Source organism: Pseudomonadota bacterium, assembly GCA_039196715.1.
GTDB lineage: Bacteria > Pseudomonadota > Gammaproteobacteria > CALCKW01 > CALCKW01 > CALCKW01.
In genome coordinates this window covers 57695-78466 of record JBCCUP010000013.1, presented here as the reverse complement: position 1 = coordinate 78466, position 20772 = coordinate 57695, and the positions used below count along the sequence as shown (strand labels likewise).

Genomic DNA, 20772 nt, shown 5'->3' with positions numbered 1-20772 from the left:
TTTGGTGTGTTGGACGTAGACACCCAACAGCATCGAGCAAGGGGCTCGGATGAACAACCTACTGAAAGATCACATCTAGTGCACCCCCTTTCACTGTGCAAGTTGCGCGGAGGTCTCTGTGTCCAACGGAGCCTGCGCGGGTCCCGTCGCGTTTCCCCTTTCAGTCGCGCTGAGCGCGGCGTGTAGAATCGGAATAGACTGGACTCGCGTACGCAGTTGCGTGGCAGCCACCCATGCGCGGACAACGAAACAGGGCATGGAATGCGATCAAAACAACGCCTTACTTTGACGACAACGGTTCTCGTGGCCTTCTTGGTTTCGGCTTGCAGCACCTCAACAGAGCAGGCTGACAGGTTGAGTGCAGGTCGGGTGTGCAACGACACCCTGGTGACGGAATTTCGACGAGGTGAAGCCCTGCCGAGCTGCACGCAAACGGACGGTAGATGTGAAGCAGCGTGTTCCGCGGGCCATCCCGAATCGTGCCTCTCGCTTGCGTACCGGATAGAAGGTGACGGTGGCTCACGGGATCGCGTAGTCGACTTGTACCAGCGCGCGTGTGGCCTCGGTTTGGCCAATGCGTGTACCAACTACGCCGCGCAGTTTTGGGCTAGCCCCAAGTCAGTACAAGACCTGCGCTGTGCTCAGACGCACTTCAAGCGCGTGTGTGGTGCTGATGAGCCGTTTGCGTGTGGCATGTATGGCCGAATGGTGCTCGACGATGCTGCGACTCAGCAGGACATCGACGCGGGGTACACGCACCTTGTGGACGCCTGTGCAAGGTTGCGAGGGTTTCCCTGCCGGGTGCTCGCCAAGCACATCGAATCCGGTGACTTTGGCAGCCCCGATCCGGCACGTGTCGCACGTTTGCTGGAACAGGCGTGTGAAGGTGGAGACACCGATGGCTGTGGTCGTCCGGAAACGGCTATCGAGACCTTTCACTGACGTTCGCTTGCGACGTATTGGGTTGGTTTTTGGGACTGTTGTCGGGATTGCTTCGGCTGTCGATTCCACTCGGTTACGTTGCGTGTCTGTGCTCTCCCACCAGTCGAGCGCGTACACTGGTTGATCCGAACAGTTCAGTGAGGAAACCGACGCGATGCTAAGCCATGTGATGATTGGGTCCAGCGACATCGAGCGCTCCCGCGCCTTCTACAACGCGGTGCTCGGGGTGTTAGGCGCACCCGAGCCAATCGAGAACGTCAATACGACCGGCCAGACGCGCCTGTTCTACCGGCACAACTCGTCCACCTTTTGTGTGACGCAGCCGATAAACGGCGAGCCGGCTAGCGTCGCGAACGGCTCGACCATCGGCTTCGCCTGCGACTCGCCCGAGCAACTGCAAGCCTTCCACGACACGGCCATCGCCCACGGCGCCACGGCCGTCGAGGACCCACCCGGTCCACGCGAGAACACCATGGGCGTGCTCTACCTCTGTTACTTCCTGGACCCGGACGGCCACAAGATTTGCGGTCTGCACCGGCCACCGCGCGACACCTGAGTTGCAGCAGCGCCGATCTGGTCGCCCATGCGCATTGCCGTCCACCGTGTGGATGCGTTTCAACTGAACGGCCGCGGCGGCAACCCGGCCGGCGTCGTGCTCGACGCCGACGGCTTGTCCGACAGCCATATGCAACAGGTGGCGGCGAAGGTGGGCGCGCCGGAGACGGCCTTCGTGCTTGCGTCCGACACCTGCGACTACCGCCTGCGGTTCTTCACACCGACGGAGGAGGTGGGGTTGTGCGGCCATGCGACAGTGGCGACCTACGCGGTGCTTCACCAGGTCGGCACCTTGCGCCCTGGTGCCTACCGACAGGCGCTGCAGGCCGGTGAGTTGGGGGTCGCAGTGGCCGACCACGGCCTCGTGTCGATGGAACAGGCACCGCCAGTGTTTGGTGACACCTTTTCACCCGAATGCATCGCACCTTTGTTGGGCTGCACAGTCGAGGCGATCCTGAGTCCGGACTGGCCCGTGCAAGCGGTGTCGACAGGCCTGCCCGACATCCTGGTGCCGCTGCGATCGGCCGCAGCCCTGGCGCAGCTGCGACCGGATTTCATTGCTATGGCCCGGTTCAACGCCGCAAGCCGGACCGTGGGTGTGCACGCGTTCGTCGTCGACAGCGCGAGCCCGCGGTCGCCGGTGCGCTGTCGCAATTTCGCACCGCGTTTCGGCATCCCGGAAGAGGCGGCCACCGGTAGCGCGAACGGCGCGCTCGCGTGATATCTGCACCGCTACGGCGAACCGGCTGACACCCGTGTGTTTGAACAGGGGCACGCGCTCGGTCGGCCGTCGCAGATAGAGGCGCGCGTCGACGTTGTGGGCGGCGCGGTGGCGTGCGTCACGGTCAGTGGCTACGCCGGGTTCGCGGCGTTGACCCACGTGGAGGTGACCTGAGCGTGTGCCCGCCGTCGTGTTCGCTGATGGCGCGGTGCGGCAGGCGCTCGATCGCGCGTGTGGTCGGTGGCACACTCACGGGCGCGGCGCGGTACGTCAACCGACGTGTGAGCCTCAACGTAACTGGAGGTGGACCGTGGTAGTGGATCACATCGGGGTGGCGGTGTCCGATCTCGCTGAGAGCAAGGTGTTTTTCGCGCGAGCGCTTGCGCCGCTCGGTATCACGATGATGGCCGAAGACGACGGTTGGGTCGGGTTCGGGCGCGGTGAGCTCGCGGCGTTCTGGTTTGGCGAGGACGACACCCACCCGGGGCCGATGCACATTGCCTTCTCGGCTGAATCTCGACTGCAGGTCGACCAATTTCACGCCGCCGCGCTCGCGGCGGGTGCCGAGGACAACGGCGCGCCGGGTGTACGGCCGCAGTACCACGCCCACTACTACGGGGCGTTCGTGGTTGGCCCGGACGGGCACAACATCGAAGCTGTCTGCCATGTCCCGCCGCCAAACCACGCTGACGGGTGACCGTGTGCATTGCCACAGAAAACAGTCCAAGGTGTCAACGTGACCGTGCCCGCACACATCGCCCCGTTCTGGCAACGCTACCTCGCGACCTGTGCGGATCCGCACGCGGCCAATGCCCGCTTCTACGAGAGCTTCCGCATCGGGGACAGCGATGACGTGGCAGACGCAGGCGCGGCGCTGATTCTCGCCGGTGAGAAGACCACCACCAGTTCACCGCTCTGGGAATACCAGGACAGCGGCAAGCCCCAGCCTTGTGCCGGCGCCTTGTCCGTGCTGGAGGACGGGCGGCGCAACCCGGTCTGCGTGGTCGAGTCGGTGTGGGTCGAGGTCGTGCGGTTCGCTGACGTGGACGCCGAGTTTGCGCGGGCGTACGGCGAGACGGACGGAACCCTGGCCGGGTGGCGCGCCTTGATCACCGGGTTCTACAGCGAGGAACGCTGCGGCCCGGGTCGTGCGGTCAAAGACGACACGCCGCTGGTGTGCGAACGCTTTGCTGTGGTGTTCCCGTGACGCGTGCCAGTCGAGACTGGTGGTGTACACCTTGTATTGTCATCTGCTGACCTCGCAGTCGGGCGCCGCGTAGCTCGGTGAACAACCGTCCGCCTGTGCATCGGCGCAGCACGGGGACCTGAGGTGGCTTTGGGTATCGGCTGCCGATGGTGTACAGGGTTGGCACAACGTCTTGTGATGCCGTTTGCCGTGAACCACCCGCGCGGCAACCGCCAGCGGCTGGTATCGACACCGAACGTGCCAACCACCGGGATTGCTGAACAGGCAGTGTCCCAGTGATAGACACCCGGCTTTTCAGTCGCTAGTGTGTGTCGGGGTTTATCCACGCGCGCTGTGTGTCCTTGCACCCGGAGCGAGTCAACCCGCGGAGTCGACGGCGTCCATGAAAAAACCCGACATCGTGATCGTCGGTGCCGGTTTCGGCGGGCTGTTCGCCACCACCGGGTTGCGGCGTGTCGACGCCAACATCACCGTGATCGATCGGCAGAACTACCACCTGTTCCAACCGCTGCTCTACCAGGTGGCCACGGCGGGGCTCGCACCCTCCGACATCGCGTGGCCGATTCGCAGCATTCTGCGCAAACAACGCAACGCCACGGTGCTGCTCGACGAGGTGTGCGGCGTGGATGCCACTGCGCAGTGCGTGATCACCCGAACGCGCCGTGTGCCTTACGACTACCTGATCCTGGCCACCGGGGCGCAGCACGCGTACTTCGGTCACCCGGAATGGGTGCCCCACGCGCCGGGGCTGAAAAGCATCGACGATGCCACTCGCATTCGCCAGCGCGTGTTGCTCGCGTTCGAGAAGGCCGAGATGTCTGATGACGACGCCGAGCGGCAACGCTTGCTCACCTTTGTCGTGGTTGGCGCGGGCCCGACCGGTGTGGAGTTGGCCGGGACGATTGCGGAGTTGGCCAGATGGACCCTCGCCCCGGATTTTCGGCGTATCGATTCGCGCAAGGCGCGCGTGATCCTCGTTGAAGCCGGGCCACGGGTGTTGGCCGCCCTGCCAACACGTCTCTCCGACTACGCCGCGCGCGCGCTCGCACACTTGGGCGTGGAGGTGCGGCTGGGCAACGCTGTCACACACTGCGACGCCGACGGCGTGGTGGTGGGCGACACCCCGATTCCCGCGGCAACGGTGTTGTGGGCGGCGGGTGTGGCCGCTTCACCGGCTGCAGACTGGCTGGGTGTTGAAGCCGACAACGCCGGGCGGACCTTGGTCGAGCGCGACTTGTCGGTCGCCGGTCACCCCTCGGTGTTTGTGATTGGCGACACGGCGGCCGTGATCGACGAGCATGGGCACCGTGTCCCGGGCATTGCCCCGGCCGCCAAACAGCAGGGTGCCTTTGTCGCCAGGCTGATTCGATCGCGCCTCGCCGGGCGCGCCGAGACGCCGGCTTTCCGCTACCGCCACGCGGGCAATCTCGCAACGGTTGGCCGCACCGCTGCGGTGATCGACATGCCGTTCCTGAAGCTCACCGGGTGGTTGGCCTGGTGGGTCTGGGGCATCGCCCACATCTATTTTCTGATCGGCGTGCGCAGTCCGTTGTTGGTGGCGTTGAACTGGTTGCGGCAGTACGTGACCTACGGACGTGGCGCGCGTCTGATCACCGGGCGGTGGTCGCGGTGACGCGTCTTGCGTGTTGCCGCGCGGGGTGGGGGGCGCACCGCAGCCAGCCATTCGGCTCGAGCGGTTGTCCGCGGCCTGACGCGGGCCTTGTGCCGTGAAGCGTATCAATGTGATCGGCACGACGGGCAGCGGCAAGACGCACTTTTCGCGCGCGCTGGCCACACGGCTGGACTGCCCTTGCATCGAGATGGACCAGCTGTTCTGGAAACCCGGCTGGACGCCCTCTTCGGATGACGTTTTCTTCTCGGCATTGAAGCGTGCCATTGCCGGCGATCGCTGGGTGCTCGATGGCAACTACAGTCGTACCCAGGACATCAAATGGGATCGAGCTGACACGATTGTCTGGTTGGATTTCGGCTTCCTTCGGACCCTGCTGCAGTTGATCCGGCGCACGTTTGCTCGGGCGCGATCGCAAGAGGAAATCTGGCCCGGCACGGGCAACACTGAGACCTTCGCCAAGGCACTGCTGTCACGCGACTCGATCTTGCTGTGGTGCGTTCGAAACCACGCGCGAAACCGCCGTCGCTACGCCGCCCTCATGGTCTCCTCGGACTACCCCGGCGTCGACAGGGTCCGGTTGCGAACCTCGGCCGAGGTGAGGGCCTTCCTGGCGTCGGCTGGTGCACGAGGCGAAACGACCTGACCCGGAAGCGTTTATGGCCGTGGCAACCTCGGGCCTCACTCGGGTACGCTGGGTGATGCCAGGCGCAACGCCGCTCGGCATCGCATCCGACACGAGGGAGGGCCTCGCCGCATGAGGAAGATCGGTCTGGTCGGTGGCCTCAGCTGGGTCTCCACGGCTGCCTATTACCAGCGCTTGAACGAACTCACCCAGACGCGGCTTGGCGGGGTGAGCTCGGTGCGCTTGGCGCTCGAGAGCGTCAACCGGCAACACTATGTCGATGCGGTGATCGAGCGGCAGGATGAGGCGGGCGCGTGTGCCCTCATTCTCGACGCGGTGCGCAGTGTCGAGCGTGCGGGCGCCGACTTTGTGGTGATTGCGTGCAACGACGTGCACCGCTTCGTGCCCGAGATCGAAGCGCTCGTCAGTGTGCCCATCCTGCACATTGCTGATGCCACGGCCGTCGCTGTCAAGGCGCGTGGCCTGTCGGCAGTCAGCCTGCTCGGCGTGCGCAAGACGATGGAAGGTCGCTTTTACCCCGACGTGCTGGCATCCCACGGCATCGAAACGATTGTGCCGAGCGAGGACGAACGCGCGTACGTGCACGACACCATCTACGCCGAACTGGTCCACAACCGCTTTCACGACGCGACCCGAGCGGGCTACCTGCGCGTGATGGCTCGCCTGGCCAAGCGCGGCGCTGAGGGGGTGGTGCTGGCGTGCACGGAAATTCCGCTGTTGCTGACCCCTGAGCAGGTCCCGATGCCCGCGTTCTCGACCACCGAGCTGCATTGCCTGGCTGCCGTGGAAAAGGCACTTGGCGCGTGATGTCCGGGTTGCCTTCGCAACGGTGACGCGTGGGCGGAACCCCGACACCCGGCCGTTGGCGAGAGGGCGGGCTGCGTTGCTGTCAGCGCCGTTTTTTCGATGAGCCCTGGACCGCCTTGAAACGCGGGTTGGATTTGCAGATGACGTAGAGCCGCCCGCGGCGCTTGACGATCTGACAATCGGGATGCCGTTTCTTGGCGTTTTTCAATGAGCTGCGCACTTTCATGGCGACCACACAGTATGAATGGCGGAATACGTTATGTTATAACATATCATTCACGCGGTGTGGACTGTTAGCTCGCCCGGCGCATCCTACCTCGTGTCTGCGTCGACGCTACCGTGATGTCGCTCTGCACACGCGCCGACGCGTCACCTGCGTGTGAGCACCCGGCAGTCGGGAACCTGGCACCGGCCGATGCGGTCCGACGTGTCATGGCACTGACGCGGCACCGAGTCAATCAGCGTGTTCACATTTGAGTCAATCACCTCCACAGCGGGCGCTCGCCTTTGGGTGCTGCTGGTTGCGGTGATCGCGCTGGCTGCGTGCACGAACAGCAAACTGTTGCTCAGGCCCCTGTACAACTCGGTCGACAACCGCATCGACAAGCGTGTGCGCGAGTTGGTGACGCTGTCGTCTGAGCAGACTGCGTCGATGCGGGCTGTCAGCGATGACCTGCACTTGTGGCATCGCACCTATGAGTTGCCCCAGTACGCGACCTTGCTCGCAGACATCAGCGCGCAGATCGGCAACGCCTCGGTAACCCGCTCCACGGTTGACAGCTGGTTTGCAGCGGCAACCGATGCGCGGGAGCGCGTTTTTGTGTGCAGCCCCGTGACCGGTTCGGCCCGTCTGCTGCAAAGCCTGAGCGACGACCAGGTGGGTGAGCTCGAGGAGCGGCTTCTGAACCCGGAGACCGACGACGATGACTGGGAAGACGACGGTGAGCCGCACCTGCGCGTCCGGCGTTACCTGTCCTTGATCGGTTTCAAGATGCAAGCGGATCAGGTTGAGCGCTTGCGGTTGCAGTTCGAGCAGGTGCGCTCGGTCCGTCCGGCTGCACCCGACTTCCGCACGTTTTCCACGGCGTGGAACGCGCGTTTCGTGTCGCTGCTGGACGCGCGCGCCGAACCGGACTTCGAGCGTCAACTGCACGTGTACCTCGGAGAGCGCCACCGGGCCTTTGCCGGACTGCGGCGCGAGCGCGTGCGCGAGATGTGGCGAGACTACGCCCACGTCGAGATACAACAACTGAGCCCTTCACAACGGCAGTTCGCCGCGCGGTGGTTGGCCAAATTGGGGCGAACCCTCCAAGCGGTCTCGCGGGATTACCTCGAGCAGGCCACGGTGACTCGAGCCCTTCAGCCCTGCAGTCCAGTGGCGTCGTCGTAGACCCAATCTGGGTATGATGGCGGTCCGGCCGTGCTTAACCCGGATACGACACCTGCCCCGTGACGCGTTGCTGCGTCGTCTCACAGAACCTGCCGATCATGCACTCCGACAACCGCATCCCCATCACCGCGCTCTGTGGCTTTTTGGGCTCCGGGAAAACGACCTTGCTCCGACGCTGGCGACGCGAGGACGCGCTCGCCGACGCTGCGGTGATCGTGCACGACCTCAGTGAGTTCGGACTCGACGCGGAGCTGCTGGCAGGCGAGGAGAGCGCGCCTGTGCCAGGCCGCCTGGAGGGGCGGGTGGCCGCACTTCACGGTCAGCATGCGCGCGAGCAACTGCACGCCTCGCTCGCACGCGCCCTCGGCGACATTGCCGCACTCGACCCGCCCGCGCCGGTGGTGTTGTGCGAGAGCACCGGCGCGGCGCGCCCCTGGCCGTTGATCCTCGCCTTGGTTCAGGACGCGCGGTTCTTTCTCAGGCACTTCATCGTCACCGTGGATGCGCTCAACCTGCACCGCGACTTTGCCGACGGTCGGTATTTTCTCGAGTCGACACCGCCGGTCGAGGATGCTGCGCTTCAGCACGCCGGGTCGGTGCTGTCTGAACAACTGGGCTTTGCCAACGTCATCGTCCTCACCAAGGTCGATACGGTGTCCGAGGCGACAGTCGATGCCCAGGTACGCTGCCTGCAGACACTGCGACCCGACGCGGCCATCGGTCTCTCGGCCCACGCCGGCCTGCTGTTGCCGCAGCTCGACGAGACGCCGGCGCCCGCGCTCGGCGCACTGCGCAACCGGGCCGAGCGCCACGATCTGACCCACAGTGCATCGACGGCGGATCAGCTCGACGCAATCGTCTTGCGCGATCCGCGGCCGTTTCACCCGCAGCGCCTGTTCGACGTGTGTCAGACACACCTGGGGACCGGCTTGTACCGCACCAAAGGGTTTCTCTGGCTGGCGTCGCGCCCAGCCGACGTCCTCCTTTGGCAGCAATCGGGCAGCCAGATTGCCCTCGAAAAGACGGGGATCTGGCGTGCCGAGGTGGCCGAGAACCGCGACGGTGAGCTCTTGCCCGAGGAAGTGTCGCAACTGAGGGCGCAGCTCGATGACGAACACCCGGTGTTCGGCGACCGCCACACCGAACTCACGCTGATTGGCCTCGTTGCGGACCGCGAGGCCTTCCTCACTGCGTTGCGCGACGCGTTGTGCACCGAGGCGGAAGTGGCGGCGTGGCAGCAGGGTGTCGGCTTTCCGGACCCGTGGCCCAAAACGGTGCGGCGAGTGGAGTGAGTGACTGCGGGGCGTTGGCAATGCCCCGCTTCGTCGAACCTGCCCTCTCGCCCCGAGCATCCGATTCACTGCGCTGGCGGTGCCATACTCAGTGGCCGTGACACCGGTTCACCAACAGGGTTCGCATGGCACGACACGCTCTCTTGCTCCTGCTCGTCGTCAAGGGCGGGCTCCTCGTCTGGGGCGTGCTCGGTTTTATCGAGTACGTGTTGCCCGCGGTGGGTTTCGGGCTGCAGGACGCCAACTTCCCCCGTGGTGTGCAGTTTCTGCACTGGTTTCTGTTGGTGTCGACCGGCACGACTTTCGTCGTCGGCTACGTGTGGCGGTGGCGCCACACACCGGCGGTGACGGTCACGCTCTATGCGACGCTCGCGACCTTGTGCTTTGTCGAGACGGTGGATTTCAACGCCTTCGGCGGCGGTGACAGCCGCTTTGCCATCATGACGGCGGAGTTTGCGCTCTACGCGGTGCTCTCGGTGTTCCTGTTGCGCTCACCTGTGGTGCGTACGCGTTTTGGCTGAGGCACTGACCTGTGAGGAGGCCCTGTCATGGCTGTGACGGTCTCGACAGACGCGGCGCGGCTCGACGTTGACCTGATTCACGATTACATCAGCACCCGGTCGTACTGGGGGCAGGGGCGTACGCGCGCCGAGGTGGAGCGCACGATCGCGGCGTCGCTGTGTTTCGGGGCTTATCAGGCGGACGCCTTTGTCGGCTTTTGCTGGGTCGTCACCGACCGCGTGACGGTCGCCTACGTGCTCGACCTCTTCGTGCTCGAAGCGCACCGCGGTCAGGGCGTTGCCACGCGGCTGGTCGAGGCGATGCTCGCGCACCCCGAGCTGCAAACGGTGGTTTGGTACCTGAGCACGCGCGACGCACACCGGCTGTACGAGCGTTACGGTTTCGTTGCCACGGCGCCCAACCGGCTCATGACCAAACCGCCGATCGCGATACCGCTGCGCTGAGCGCGTTGGCACCGATCAGGGCTGTGCCGCAGTGGCCTTTGATAACGCCGGCGACTGTCTCGGCTGCACCCGGTGGGCGCCTTGTGTGCTGGGGCCAGAACGGCTCACATCACTTCGATGCGGTACCCATACCGCGGGAAATGCACACAGACGGTGCCCACATCGTCAGCGGTCCGCTCGATCGCCACGGTGTCGGCATTGGCAAATCGCAGTGTTCCGGCAACCGGTTGCTCACCCCCGTCCACATCCGGGCAGACGGTGACTGATGCACCAACGGCGAGCCCCTGTGGATCGCGTTCCGCGACTCCGGTTTCTGCGGTCGGCTCACTCGCCAGCGCGAGCGCAATGGCGTCCTCGGCGCTGAAATCCGTGGCGGTGCCGTGGCCGATCGCCGCGACATTGGATTCCCAGCGCTCAAGGTCGGAGAACTCGGCCAGGAAAGAGGGTCCATCGGCCCAACGCCCACGGAGAAACCACACGACGTGGTAGAACTGGGCGTCGATGGACGAGGGCGCGTCGCCGAGCAAGAACGCACGTCCGTCGGACAGCTGGGCGTTGAGCCAGGACAGCGGCGCCCGCATCTGCGCCACCAGGTGCGGCAATCGGGCGTTGGCCTGCTTCAACCCCTCCGCCCAGTTCTCGCCGAGGTACAGACGCCCTCGATCCTTGGCAAAGTCGGCGTCCAGGTTGTCGCCAACCGAGCCCAACACGTGGCGCACGGTTTGATCGAACAGCGTGCCGTCGGTCCACCGGCTCAGGCACGTCATCAGCCCGTGATCCGCGGTCGGCATCAGGGACGGCGACGGAAAGCGCCGATCCAGCTCCCGCAGAATGCACTGACTGTCACAGTAGATATCGGCCCCGAGCTGCACCACGGGCGTCCGACGGTAACCCCCCGTGAGCGCCGTCAACAGCGGCTTCGGTGGCAACCGTGGAATCTCAACGCTGCGCCACGCCAGCCCCTTGATGCCAAAGGCCACACGCACTTTCTCTGCGACTGGGGATTGCGGGTAGGCGTGGAAAATCAAGTCGGACGTGGTGTCAGTCACAGCGTTTTGGTTCCTTTTCAACGGCATGGAGACGGTAAAAGGGTACGCTACCACCCCGCCGAACGCAGTCGATTTCGAGTGGAGGGGGTTGGTCAAGTCCAGCGTTTGGCGTTTTCAACGGTGCGGGTGCGGTCACCGTGCTGGTCTTGTCAGGTGTCTCAACGGGAAGCGCGTCCGGCGCGCACAGCGTCCCGCAGCCACAGGGCGCTGGCTTTCGGTGTGCGGGCAAGGGTGTCGAAATTCACGCGGACCAGGCCAAAGCGCTTTGCGTAGCCGAGCGCCCATTCGAAGTTGTCCAACAGTGACCACCCGAAATAGCCCTCGACCGGTACACCGTCCCGCCGTGCGCGCAGCAGCGACTCGAGGTGCCGCTCCAGGTAGTCGATGCGGTCCTGGTCGTCGACCCGATCCGTGTCGTCTGCCGTGTCCGGCATCGCCGCGCCGTTTTCGGTGATGTACAACTTGGTGAAGCGCCTGTGCGTGTGGAGCGTGCGCAGGGTGTCGTACAAGCCGTCGGGGTGAATCTCCCAGCCCATGTCGGTGACGGGCAAGGTCGGCTCAACTGGCCCCTCCGCCGAGATGACCTGGCGGGTGTAGTAGTTGACGCCGAGGAAGTCGACGGGGGCTGCAATGGCATTGAGGTCGTCGGGTTGGATCTCCGCTTGGTCCCAGCCCATCGCGTTGACGGTGTCTTCGGGGTAGCCGGTGCCGGCGATGGGTTCGACGTACCAGCGGTTGTCGAAGCCGTCTTTGATGGCAGTGGCTTTTTTGTCTGCGTCGCTGTCGCTCGCGGGGTAGGCGGGGGTGAAGTTGAGCACGATACCGGCGTCAGCCTGCGGGGCCTGGTCGCGGATCACGGGGATGGCGAGGCCGTGGGCGAGCAGCAGGTGGTGTGCGGCGGCGAAGGTCGCCTTCAGGAACCTCATGCCCGGCGCGTGTTCGCCGGTCTGGTGGCCGAGTACGGCGGCGCAGTAGGGTTCGTTGAGCGTCGCCCAGCTCGTCACGCGGTCACCGAGGCGCGCGACCGTGGCGTGGGTGTAGTCGGCGAAGGCGTGGGCGGTGTCACGGTTGCGCCAGCCGCCTTGGTCCTCGAGCGTCTGCGGCAGGTCCCAGTGGTAGAGCGTGGCGTAGGGGGCGATGTCTTTTTCGAGCAGCGCGTCGACCAGGCGGTCGTAAAAGTCGAGGCCCTTGGCGTTGACGGGTCCGGTGCCATTGGGGATCACGCGCGGCCAGGCAATCGAGAAGCGGTAGGCGTTGAAGCCGAGGGTCGCGATCAGGTCCACGTCTTCGCGGTAGCGGTGGTAGTGGTCGCAGGCGATGCGGCCGTCCGAGCCGTCGGCGATGGCACCCGGCACGGTGCAGAAACGGTCCCAGATGCTCTCCCCGCGGCCGTTAACGTCGGTGGCACCTTCGATCTGGTACGCGGAGGTGGCCGTGCCCCAGACGAAGTCCGGCGGAAAATCGAACGCGTTGCTCATGCGGCGGTGTGCCTCCTTTGCTGGATGCTGGCGGGCCTACGGACGTGAACGGGCTGGGATGTCAACGGCTTGGACAATTAATTGGACCCCATACTCTAACTGAAAAAAGCATTATAAAACATGCAGATAGGCTGATTTCGTCCTTGATGCTGTGAGGGGTTGTCTGGCTGTGCCTTATCACGTCTCGATTGACGCCGAGACGGCTGATCGGTTGATAGCATGCCAACCCGACACAAACGGATTTGTGTATATTGAATACCTTGTATGATATATACAAAAGAGCTTGAGTCGGATGCAACACGCACAATGAACAGTGATTTTGATCACAGCTTCCCGCCGCAGAACGTCAGGTTGTCCGGTGCCCTTGCACTGGTGGGTCGCGCAAACGCCTGCCTTTCCCGATACGACGGGCTGTTGGAAAGCCTGGTCAACCCTGATGTGCTCTTGTCCCCGCTTGTGATGAAGGAAGCCGAGCTGTCATCGCGCATCGAGGGGACCATTGCGACGGCAAGCGAAGTGTACCAACAACAAGCCGGAGAGCAGTTTGACCCTGAAAAGGACGCGGACATTCAAGAGATCCTGAATTACCGCAATACGCTTCGGTTCGCGGGTGAATCGCTGCGCGATCCGGAGAAAACACTGACACCGCATTTGATTCGGGAAATGCATGCGAATCTTATGCAAGGAGTACGAGGCGAAAACAAGAACCCTGGCAGATTCCGTACGACTCAGAACTGGATTGGTCCGCGGGGAAGCACCATCGAGCAGGCGACTTATGTGCCACCTCCCCCCGTTGCGTTGACCGATCTGCTCGAGTCCTTTTTCGCGTTTGCAAACCGTCGGGACAACGCGCTGGACCCGATCGTTCAGACGGCGATGGTCCACGCTCAGTTTGAATTGATTCACCCGTTTGACGATGGCAATGGCCGAATCGGGCGAATTTTGATTCCCCTGGTGCTGTTGAGGCGGAAGAGCATTATCAGCCCTTCTTTCTACATGAGTGGCTATCTCGAGTCACATAGAGACGTGTACTACCAAAAGCTTGAGAATATCTCCCGGCAAGACGACTGGGCCGGTTGGATAGAATTCTTCCTGGAGGCTGTCATCGAACAGTCGGAAGCCAATGTCAGGCTGGTTCGCCAGATTATCGAGTTGTACGAGCGCACAAAGCGGCAGATTGCCGAGCTACTTCGGACTGACCAGGCGATATACATCCTGGACATGCTCTTCGACACGCCGGTGTTCAAGGCGACGGAGTTGCACAACAGGCTTGATATTCAACGACAGCGCGCGGCGCAGTACATACGCGCGCTAAAACAAGCAGGCGTCATCGTGGAAATCCGGCCTGCCCGTGGGCGAAGCCCGGCGGTGCTGTCCTTTGAGGAACTCTGGCGCATCACGGATCGGCAGTAGTTTCTACTGTCGATCACAGTCCGTTGCCACTGTCGGATCAACGATGTGATCTGTTCCGCCAAGTGGTAAGGAGTGGTGTTTTTGCTCTTTGTTTTCACTGTGACTGAGGCGGTCGAACCCGCGAACCGGAGCCCAGTTCAGACGACATCCGGTGAGAACTAAAGCGGCCTGCTCATGCGGCGGTGTGCCTCAGTGACTGGCCGTTTTGAAACAGGTGGACGTGCTCGGGCGGCGCGGTGAGCCGCAGTGTGGTGCCCCGCAGGTTTCGGTGCACGCCCGCGAGCTTGGCGATGGTGGGCGATTTGAGGTCTGTGGCGTCGTCGAGGTACAGCTGCGTCACCTCACCGAGCGCTTCGACGATTTTCACACGCGCTTCGACAGCAAAGGCGTCGCTCTCTGTGACCGTGAAGTGCTCTGGGCGGATGCCGACGTTGACGGGGCTGCCTTCGAGCGCTGCCGCAGTGGCGATGCGAGTTTCGAGCGTGCCGCCGCTCTGCAGGCGCACCTGCGTGTGCTCGCCGCTGCGCGTGACCGTGCCCGGCAGCAGGTTCATCGCCGGGGAGCCGATGAACTGCGCGACAAACTCGTTCTCGGGCGCTTCATACAGCGTGAGTGGGGATCCGACCTGGGCGATGCCGCCGCCGGCGAGCACGACGATCTTGCTCGCGAGGGTCATGGCCTCCACCTGGTCGTGGGTGACGTAGACCATGGTGGAGTCGGGCATGCTCTCCTTGAGTTGCGCGATCTCGATGCGCGTTGCGACGCGCAGCGCGGCGTCGAGGTTGGAGAGCGGTTCGTCGAAGAGGTAGACCTTGGGGTCGCGCACGATTGAGCGGCCGATTGCGACGCGCTGGCGCTGCCCGCCGGAGAGGGCCTTGGGCAGGCGGTCGAGGTAGTCGGTCAGTTGCAGGGTGCGGGCGGCGCGCTCGATGGCGGCGTCGATCTCCGTCTTGGGTTTCTTGGCCAGTTTGAGTGCGAAGGCCATGTTTTCGCGCACGGTCATGTGCGGGTAGAGCGCGTAGGACTGGAACACCATCGCGATGCCGCGTTGCGCCGGCGGCATGTCGTTGACCCGCACACCATCGATGGTGAGCTCGCCGCCGGTGATCCGCTCGAGTCCGGCGATCATGCGCAGCAACGTCGACTTGCCGCAACCAGAGGGGCCGACAAACACCGCGAGCTCGCCCGAGTGGATGTCGAGGTCGATGTTGTCGAGGACGGTAACACTGTCCCCGTAGCGTTTGCTCACCCCGCGAAAGCGCAACTCCGACACAGCTCAACCCTCCTGCTCGGCGACGACGGTCTGGTACCCCGCCAACGTGACCGTCTCAGCCAGTTCGGTGGCGGCGTCCGGCAGGCCGGTCAGCGGCGTCCACTGGCCTGTGGGGACGGGGACCACAACGGCCTCGGCGCCGAGGTTGAGCGCGCACCAGAGTGTCTGGCCGTCGTGCTCGCGCGTGAAGTGGGCGACGGTATCAGTCACCGCGATGTCGCTCTGTACGCCCTTGAACAGCGCGGGTTGCGCGCGCCGGAACGCCAGTGTCTCGCGGTAGTGGTGTAGCAGCGAGTCGTTTTGTGTCTCCTGCGCCGAGACGGCACGCGGCAGGTGATCGGGTGACACTGGCAGCCACGGTTTGCCTGTGGTGAAGCCGCCGCTCGGCGCGCTGGCGTCCCACACCATCGGCGTGCGGCAGCCGTCGCGGCCCTTGAACTCGGGCCAGAAGGCGATGCCGTAGGGGTCTTGCAGGTCTTCGAAGGCGACGTCGGCTTCGGGCAGGCCGAGCTCCTCGCCCTGGTAGAGGCAGACGGTGCCGCGCAGGCAGACGAGCAGGTTGAGGTATTGCCGTTGGGCGGCGTCGCTCAGCGCCCAGCGCGAGGCGTGGCGCGGGATGTCGTGGTTGCTCAGCGCCCAGCAGGCCCAGCCGCCGCGGTCGACCGCGGCCATGCGCTCGAAGATTTGTTGCAAGCGTGGCGCGTCGAGCACCTGGCTTGAGAGGAACTCGAACGAGTAACACATGTGTGCCCGCGCGTCGCCCTCGGTGTACTCCTGCATGAGCTCGAGGCCGATCTGGGCGTCGCCGACTTCACCGACGCTGGTGGCGGCGGGGTACTCGTCGAGCAGCGCACGGAAGCGCTCGATGAAAGCAATGTTCTCGGGCTGGTTCTTGGAGTGGACGTGGCGCTGGTGGTTGTAGGGGTTCACGCGCGGTGCGATCTGGTCGTCGCGTTCGGCCGGCGGCAGCGCCGGGTTGTCGCGCAGCGCCTTGTCGGCGAAGTAGAAGTTGATCGTGTCGAGGCGGAAGCCGTCGACGCCGCGGTCGAGCCAGAAGCGACAGGTGTCGAGCAGTGCGTCCTGCACAACGGGGTTGTGCAGGTTGAGGTCGGGTTGGCTGACGAGGAAATTGTGCAGGTAGTACTGCTCACGGCGGGTGTCCCACTGCCAGGCGGACCCGCCGAAGATCGACAGCCAGTTGTTCGGCGGCGTGCCGTCGGGCTTGGCATCGGCCCAGACGTACCAGTCGCTGCGCGGGTTGTCGCGCGACGCCCGGCTCTCGGCAAACCACGGGTGCGCGTCCGACGAGTGGCTCAGCACCTGGTCGATCATGACCTTGAGGCCGAGTCCGTGGGCCGTCTCGATCAGCCGGTCGAAATCGGCGAGCGTGCCAAACATCGGATCGACGTCGCAGTAGTCGCTGACGTCGTAGCCGAAGTCCTTCATCGGTGAGGTGAAGAACGGCGAGATCCAGATGGCGTCGACGTTCAGCGAGGCGATGTAGGGCAGCCGCGCGGTGATGCCGTTGAGGTCGCCGGTGCCGTCGCCGGTGCTGTCCTGGTAGCTTCGCGGGTAGATCTGGTAGATCACGGCGCCACGCCACCAGTCCTTGTCCACCGTTGTCATGGTGTTGCCACTCCGGGTTTACTTGACCGAGCCGGCCAGCAGGCCGCGCACGAGGTATTTCTGCAGCAGGAAAAAGACGGCGAGCGGCACGACGATCGAGACGAAGGCGGCGGTTGCGAGGATTTCCCAGTTGCCACCGCGGGTGCCGAGCAGCTCGACGATGTGCTTCGTCATGACCGTGGTGTCGCCGGTCGCGTCGATCAGGAACACCATGGCGACCAGCAGGTCGTTCCAGGTCCAGAGGAACTGAAAGATCGCAAACGAGGCGAGCGCCGGAAACGACAGCGGCAGGATGATCTTCACGAACACCTGGAAATCGGTGGCCCCGTCGACCCGCGCGTTCTCGATGATGTCGCGCGGCAGGCCGACCATGTAGTTTCGCAGCAGGTAGATCGCGAGTGGCATTCCAAAGCCGGTGTGCGCCAGCCAGACACCGACGAAGCCCTTGCCGATACCGACTGTGTTGTGCAGCTTCAACAGCGGGATCAGTGCGAGTTGCAGCGGCACTACCAGCAAGGCCACCACCAGGGCGATCAGCAGCGCGCGCCCGGGAAAGTCCATCCACGCGAGGGCGTAGGCGGCAAAGGCCGCGATCAGGATCGGGATCACCGTCGCCGGGACGGTGACGATAAAGGTGTTCAGAAAGGCCTGACCGATGCCCTCCGAGTTGCGCTCGTCGAACAGCATGCTCTCGTAGTTCTCGAACGTGAACTCGGGCGGGCTGGTCGCGGTGACGAACAGCCGTTGGCCGCGCTTGCCGGTGAAGGCTTCGGTGTGCTCGAATCGGTAGTCGCCGTTGGCAGCCAGTGTCACGGTACCGCCCTTGCGTAACGGGGCAGTGTCACCGGGTGCGAAGTCGTCGATGGCGCGCGAACTCACGCCCCAGGCGGTAATCGTGGCGGGCGTCTCGAACAGGTTGCCCTCGATCACGTGCAGGCCGTTTTCAACTGTCTGGGTGTCGGGCGCTTTGGCCCGCAGCGTGCGGTTCTGCTCTTGGGGCAGCATCGCCTGCCACCAGCCGGAGCCCGAGATCTGATCGCTGGTGCGAAAGCTCGAGACCAGTAAACCGGCGGTCGGGAACACCCACAACAGCACCAGCGCGAGCAGAGACCCGTGCACCGCCCAGCGCAGCGCGGGTTTCTGGCCGACGATGTTCTCCACTAGCGCATTTCCTTGCGCGCGCTGAGTACGTTCCAGACGAGGATCGGTGTCACCAGCAGCAGGATGACGATGGCCCCGGCGCTGCCGACGCCCCAGTCGTTGGCGCGGAAGAGTTTGTCGTACATGTAGTTCGCGAGCACCTGGGTCTCCCACTGGCCGTTGGTCATCGCGAAGACGATGTCGAACACCTTGAGCACGACGATGGTGATGGTCGTCCAGACGACGACGATCGTGCCCTTGATCTGCGGCACCTTGATGCGAAAGAAGAGCTGAAACGGGTTCGCGCCGTCGACGATCGCAGCCTCGACGGTCTCTTCGGGGATGCCCCGCAAGGCGGCAGACAGGATAACCATGGCGAAGCCGGTTTGGATCCAGATCAGAATCGCCATCAGGAAAAAGCTGTTCCAGAACGGGATCGTCAGCCAGGTGGCGGGCGCGTCGCCACCCAGCGCCAGGTAGAGCGCGTTGAGCACCCCGATCTGTTCCTGCCCGAGCGGGCGGGCGTCGTAGACCAGTTTCCAGATCACGGCGGCGCCGACAAAGGAGATCGCCATCGGCATGAAGATCAGCGACTTGGCGAGGTTGCCCCAGCGCACGCGGTCGGAGAGTTGCGCCGCGAGCAGGCCGAAGGCCGTTGCAAAGGCCGGCACGATCAGCAGCCACAGCAGGTTGTTCGTCAAGGCCTCCCAGAACTTGGCCTCGGAGACCATCTGCGCGTAGTTGGCGAGCCCGACGAACTCAAACGCGTTGCCGGGCAGGCGTTCACCGAGCGAGAGCCGCAGGGTTTCGATGACCGGGTACACCAGGTAGAGGCCCATGGCGGCGAGTGCCGGCAGCAGGAACAGCCAGGGGCGCACCAGGTTGGCGCGGTTGATGTTCCGGCCCGCGTGTCGGCCGCGAGCCGGGCAGATCACGTGGTCGAGCGCGAGGTTCGCGAGGTAGAAATACGCCACGCAACCGCCCACACCGAACGCGATGGTCAAGAGGCCTTGTATCGCTGGGTGCATGTCGGGGCTCCGCGTACGGCGTCCGGTGTCGTGCGGTGGTGCCCGGTTTGCAGGCCGGGCACCGGGCAATGGGTGTTCCGGCGTAGCGCCGGACCCGACCCTACTTCAGCGCGTCCCAGCTCTGCTGGATGGCGCTGGCGACGTCCTCGGCCGAGGCGCCACCGGCGTAGTCGACCATGCCGGTCCAGAACGACCCCGCGCCGACGCCGCCGTGCATCAGGTCCGAGCCGTCGAAGCGGAAGGTGGTCGCGCCGAGCAGGATCTCGCCCATGCCGCGCAGAGTGTCGTCGCCGTAGATCGCCGGGTTCACGCCCTTGTGCGGGGTCAGGAACCCCTTCTGCGCCATCCAGATTTCGTGCGCGATCGGGGTTTTCAGAAACTCCATCAGCGCGCGGGCGCCGGGGCTGTCTTTGGTGATGCTGAACAGCGTGCCCGCGCCGAGCACCGGGGCGCCAAGGTCCTTGTCAGCGTAGGCCGGGAAGTAGAAGAAGTCGGCGTCCACACCGATCTCGGTGCCGTCGGGGAAAAAGGCCGGGATGAACGAGGCCTGCCGGTGCATGTAGCACTGCGGCGGCGAATCGAACAGGCCCTTCGGGCTTTCGCGGAAGTCGGTCGAGGCGACCGCACCGGCACCGCCGGCGACGTAGGCGTCGTTGCGGGCAAAGGCGCCGAATTCCTCGATTGCCGCGATCACGCGCGGGTCGTCAAAGGGCATTTCGTTCGAGACCCACTGGTCGTAGACTTCGGGCGGCTGGGTGCGCAGCATCATGTCTTCGACCCAGTCGGTTGCCGGCCACCCGGTGGCACCGCCGGAGCCGAGGCCGATGCACCAGGGTGTGTCGCCGTCGGCGACGATCTGGTCGGTCAGTGCCTTCAGCTCTTCCATCGTGGCGGGCACGTCGTAGCCGGCGTCCTCGAAGTTCTCCGGCGAGTACCAGACCAGGGACTTGACATCGACCTTGTAGAAAAAGCCGAAGAGCTGGTCGTTGCCGTCGGGGTCGGCGTAGGTACCGAGGTCCACCCACGACTGGCCAGCTGCGTAGTGTTGCTTCACCCAGGCTTCGGTCTCGGCGCCGAGCGGCGACAGAAAACCGCGCTTGGCCATGTCGGCCGCGAGTCCTGGCTGCGGGAACACCGAGATGTTGGCGGCCGAGCCGGCCTCAGCGTCGATCATGACTTGCTGCTCGAAGCTGTCCGAGCCGGAGTACTTCAAGTCGGCACCAGTCGCGGCGGCGAAGTAGGCGAGCACACTCTCGACCAGGGCCTGGTCCGGTCCGAGCCAGGGGCCGAACACGGTGACCTGTTCACCGCTCAAGTCTGTCGAGGTGAGCGCCTCGTAGGTGGCCCAATTGAAGTCGCCCTCGCCGGGGGGGAAGACGAGGTGCCCGTCGGCGTGTGCCGTGGCGCTGACGAGCGCGGTGGCAGCGAGGCCGGCGACGAGTGTGTGCTGAAAGGCGTTCATGCGGGCTGAGTCTCCTTGAGGGTGTGTCGGGTGAGCCGGTTGACGGCCTCGCGCACGTGCCGGCATCGGTGTGCCGATCGTATCGTTTGGAGTATTCATGAGACGCCGGAGGGGTGTCAACGCGCCCGGGTGGACGGCGTAGCGACTG

Annotated in this window: 22 protein-coding genes; 14 read left to right on the top strand and 8 right to left on the bottom strand. The window is 64.4% G+C overall.

Annotated elements, in window-relative coordinates:
• Positions 1–705: 705 nt before the first annotated feature.
• From AAGA11_07140 to AAGA11_07100, 9 genes are all read left to right on the top strand, one after another.
• On the top strand, positions 706–942 hold the full coding sequence (locus tag AAGA11_07140) for a hypothetical protein (protein ID MEM9602620.1): 237 nt from the start codon (positions 706–708) through the stop codon (positions 940–942).
• A gap of 154 nt (positions 943–1096) precedes the next feature.
• A complete protein-coding gene (locus tag AAGA11_07135) occupies positions 1097–1498 on the top strand; it encodes a VOC family protein (protein MEM9602619.1) in 402 nt (133 codons plus the stop codon).
• A gap of 27 nt (positions 1499–1525) precedes the next feature.
• Positions 1526–2218 (top strand): PhzF family phenazine biosynthesis protein, encoded by a 693-nt coding sequence (locus AAGA11_07130; GenBank protein ID MEM9602618.1) that lies wholly within the window; start codon positions 1526–1528, stop codon positions 2216–2218.
• A gap of 36 nt (positions 2219–2254) precedes the next feature.
• On the top strand, positions 2255–2392 hold the full coding sequence (locus tag AAGA11_07125) for a hypothetical protein (protein MEM9602617.1): 138 nt from the start codon (positions 2255–2257) through the stop codon (positions 2390–2392).
• 136 nt (positions 2393–2528) lie between these two features.
• Positions 2529–2915, top strand: a complete 387-nt coding sequence (locus tag AAGA11_07120) for a VOC family protein (GenBank protein ID MEM9602616.1) — start codon at positions 2529–2531, stop codon at positions 2913–2915.
• A 45-nt stretch (positions 2916–2960) separates the two neighbouring features.
• On the top strand, positions 2961–3425 hold the full coding sequence (locus tag AAGA11_07115) for an ASCH domain-containing protein (protein ID MEM9602615.1): 465 nt from the start codon (positions 2961–2963) through the stop codon (positions 3423–3425).
• A gap of 382 nt (positions 3426–3807) precedes the next feature.
• Complete coding sequence (locus tag AAGA11_07110) at positions 3808–5058, top strand: NAD(P)/FAD-dependent oxidoreductase (GenBank protein MEM9602614.1); 1251 nt, start codon at positions 3808–3810, stop codon at positions 5056–5058.
• 94 nt (positions 5059–5152) lie between these two features.
• Positions 5153–5701: an adenylate kinase gene (locus AAGA11_07105; GenBank protein MEM9602613.1), complete on the top strand. Its 549-nt coding sequence runs from the start codon at positions 5153–5155 to the stop codon at positions 5699–5701.
• 111 nt (positions 5702–5812) lie between these two features.
• Positions 5813–6508 carry an amino acid racemase gene (locus tag AAGA11_07100; GenBank protein MEM9602612.1) on the top strand — a complete coding sequence of 232 codons (696 nt, stop codon included), beginning with the start codon at positions 5813–5815 and terminating at the stop codon, positions 6506–6508.
• A gap of 82 nt (positions 6509–6590) precedes the next feature.
• On the opposite strand, the gene ykgO is transcribed toward AAGA11_07100, so the two are convergent.
• Positions 6591–6734, bottom strand: coding sequence for a type B 50S ribosomal protein L36 (gene ykgO, locus AAGA11_07095; protein ID MEM9602611.1), 144 nt, complete (start codon positions 6732–6734; stop codon positions 6591–6593).
• Between the two features lie 237 nt (positions 6735–6971).
• On the opposite strand from ykgO, the gene AAGA11_07090 reads away from it, so the two are divergent.
• The 4 genes from AAGA11_07090 to AAGA11_07075 all read left to right on the top strand — a co-directional run bounded on the left by AAGA11_07090 (position 6972) and on the right by AAGA11_07075 (position 10155).
• Positions 6972–7898, top strand: a complete 927-nt coding sequence (locus AAGA11_07090; protein ID MEM9602610.1) for a DUF6279 family lipoprotein — start codon at positions 6972–6974, stop codon at positions 7896–7898.
• A gap of 59 nt (positions 7899–7957) precedes the next feature.
• Positions 7958–9190 carry a GTP-binding protein gene (locus tag AAGA11_07085; GenBank protein MEM9602609.1) on the top strand — a complete coding sequence of 411 codons (1233 nt, stop codon included), beginning with the start codon at positions 7958–7960 and terminating at the stop codon, positions 9188–9190.
• Between the two features lie 125 nt (positions 9191–9315).
• Positions 9316–9711, top strand: coding sequence for a hypothetical protein (locus tag AAGA11_07080; GenBank protein ID MEM9602608.1), 396 nt, complete (start codon positions 9316–9318; stop codon positions 9709–9711).
• A gap of 27 nt (positions 9712–9738) precedes the next feature.
• The gene (locus AAGA11_07075; GenBank protein MEM9602607.1) at positions 9739–10155 is read left to right on the top strand and encodes a GNAT family N-acetyltransferase; all 417 of its coding nucleotides are present in this window, start codon (positions 9739–9741) and stop codon (positions 10153–10155) included.
• Between the two features lie 104 nt (positions 10156–10259).
• Here the strand turns inward: AAGA11_07075 and AAGA11_07070 are convergent, their stop codons facing one another.
• Positions 10260–11204, bottom strand: coding sequence for a glutathione S-transferase family protein (locus tag AAGA11_07070; protein ID MEM9602606.1), 945 nt, complete (start codon positions 11202–11204; stop codon positions 10260–10262).
• Positions 11205–11362: 158 nt separating this feature from the next.
• Positions 11363–12682: a GH1 family beta-glucosidase gene (locus AAGA11_07065; protein MEM9602605.1), complete on the bottom strand. Its 1320-nt coding sequence runs from the start codon at positions 12680–12682 to the stop codon at positions 11363–11365.
• A gap of 306 nt (positions 12683–12988) precedes the next feature.
• On the opposite strand from AAGA11_07065, the gene AAGA11_07060 reads away from it, so the two are divergent.
• On the top strand, positions 12989–14095 hold the full coding sequence (locus AAGA11_07060) for a Fic/DOC family N-terminal domain-containing protein (GenBank protein MEM9602604.1): 1107 nt from the start codon (positions 12989–12991) through the stop codon (positions 14093–14095).
• A 172-nt stretch (positions 14096–14267) separates the two neighbouring features.
• Here the strand turns inward: AAGA11_07060 and ugpC are convergent, their stop codons facing one another.
• From ugpC to AAGA11_07035, 5 genes are all read right to left on the bottom strand, one after another.
• The gene (gene ugpC, locus AAGA11_07055) at positions 14268–15368 is read right to left on the bottom strand and encodes a sn-glycerol-3-phosphate ABC transporter ATP-binding protein UgpC (GenBank protein ID MEM9602603.1); all 1101 of its coding nucleotides are present in this window, start codon (positions 15366–15368) and stop codon (positions 14268–14270) included.
• 3 nt (positions 15369–15371) lie between these two features.
• Complete coding sequence (locus tag AAGA11_07050; protein ID MEM9602602.1) at positions 15372–16994, bottom strand: alpha-amylase family glycosyl hydrolase; 1623 nt, start codon at positions 16992–16994, stop codon at positions 15372–15374.
• Between the two features lie 18 nt (positions 16995–17012).
• Complete coding sequence (locus AAGA11_07045) at positions 17013–18155, bottom strand: carbohydrate ABC transporter permease (protein MEM9602601.1); 1143 nt, start codon at positions 18153–18155, stop codon at positions 17013–17015.
• Positions 18155–19162, bottom strand: coding sequence for a sugar ABC transporter permease (locus AAGA11_07040; protein MEM9602600.1), 1008 nt, complete (start codon positions 19160–19162; stop codon positions 18155–18157). The genes AAGA11_07045 and AAGA11_07040 overlap by 1 nt, the downstream gene beginning before the upstream one ends.
• A 100-nt stretch (positions 19163–19262) precedes the next feature.
• A complete protein-coding gene (locus tag AAGA11_07035) occupies positions 19263–20624 on the bottom strand; it encodes an ABC transporter substrate-binding protein (protein MEM9602599.1) in 1362 nt (453 codons plus the stop codon).
• Positions 20625–20772 lie beyond the last annotated feature (148 nt).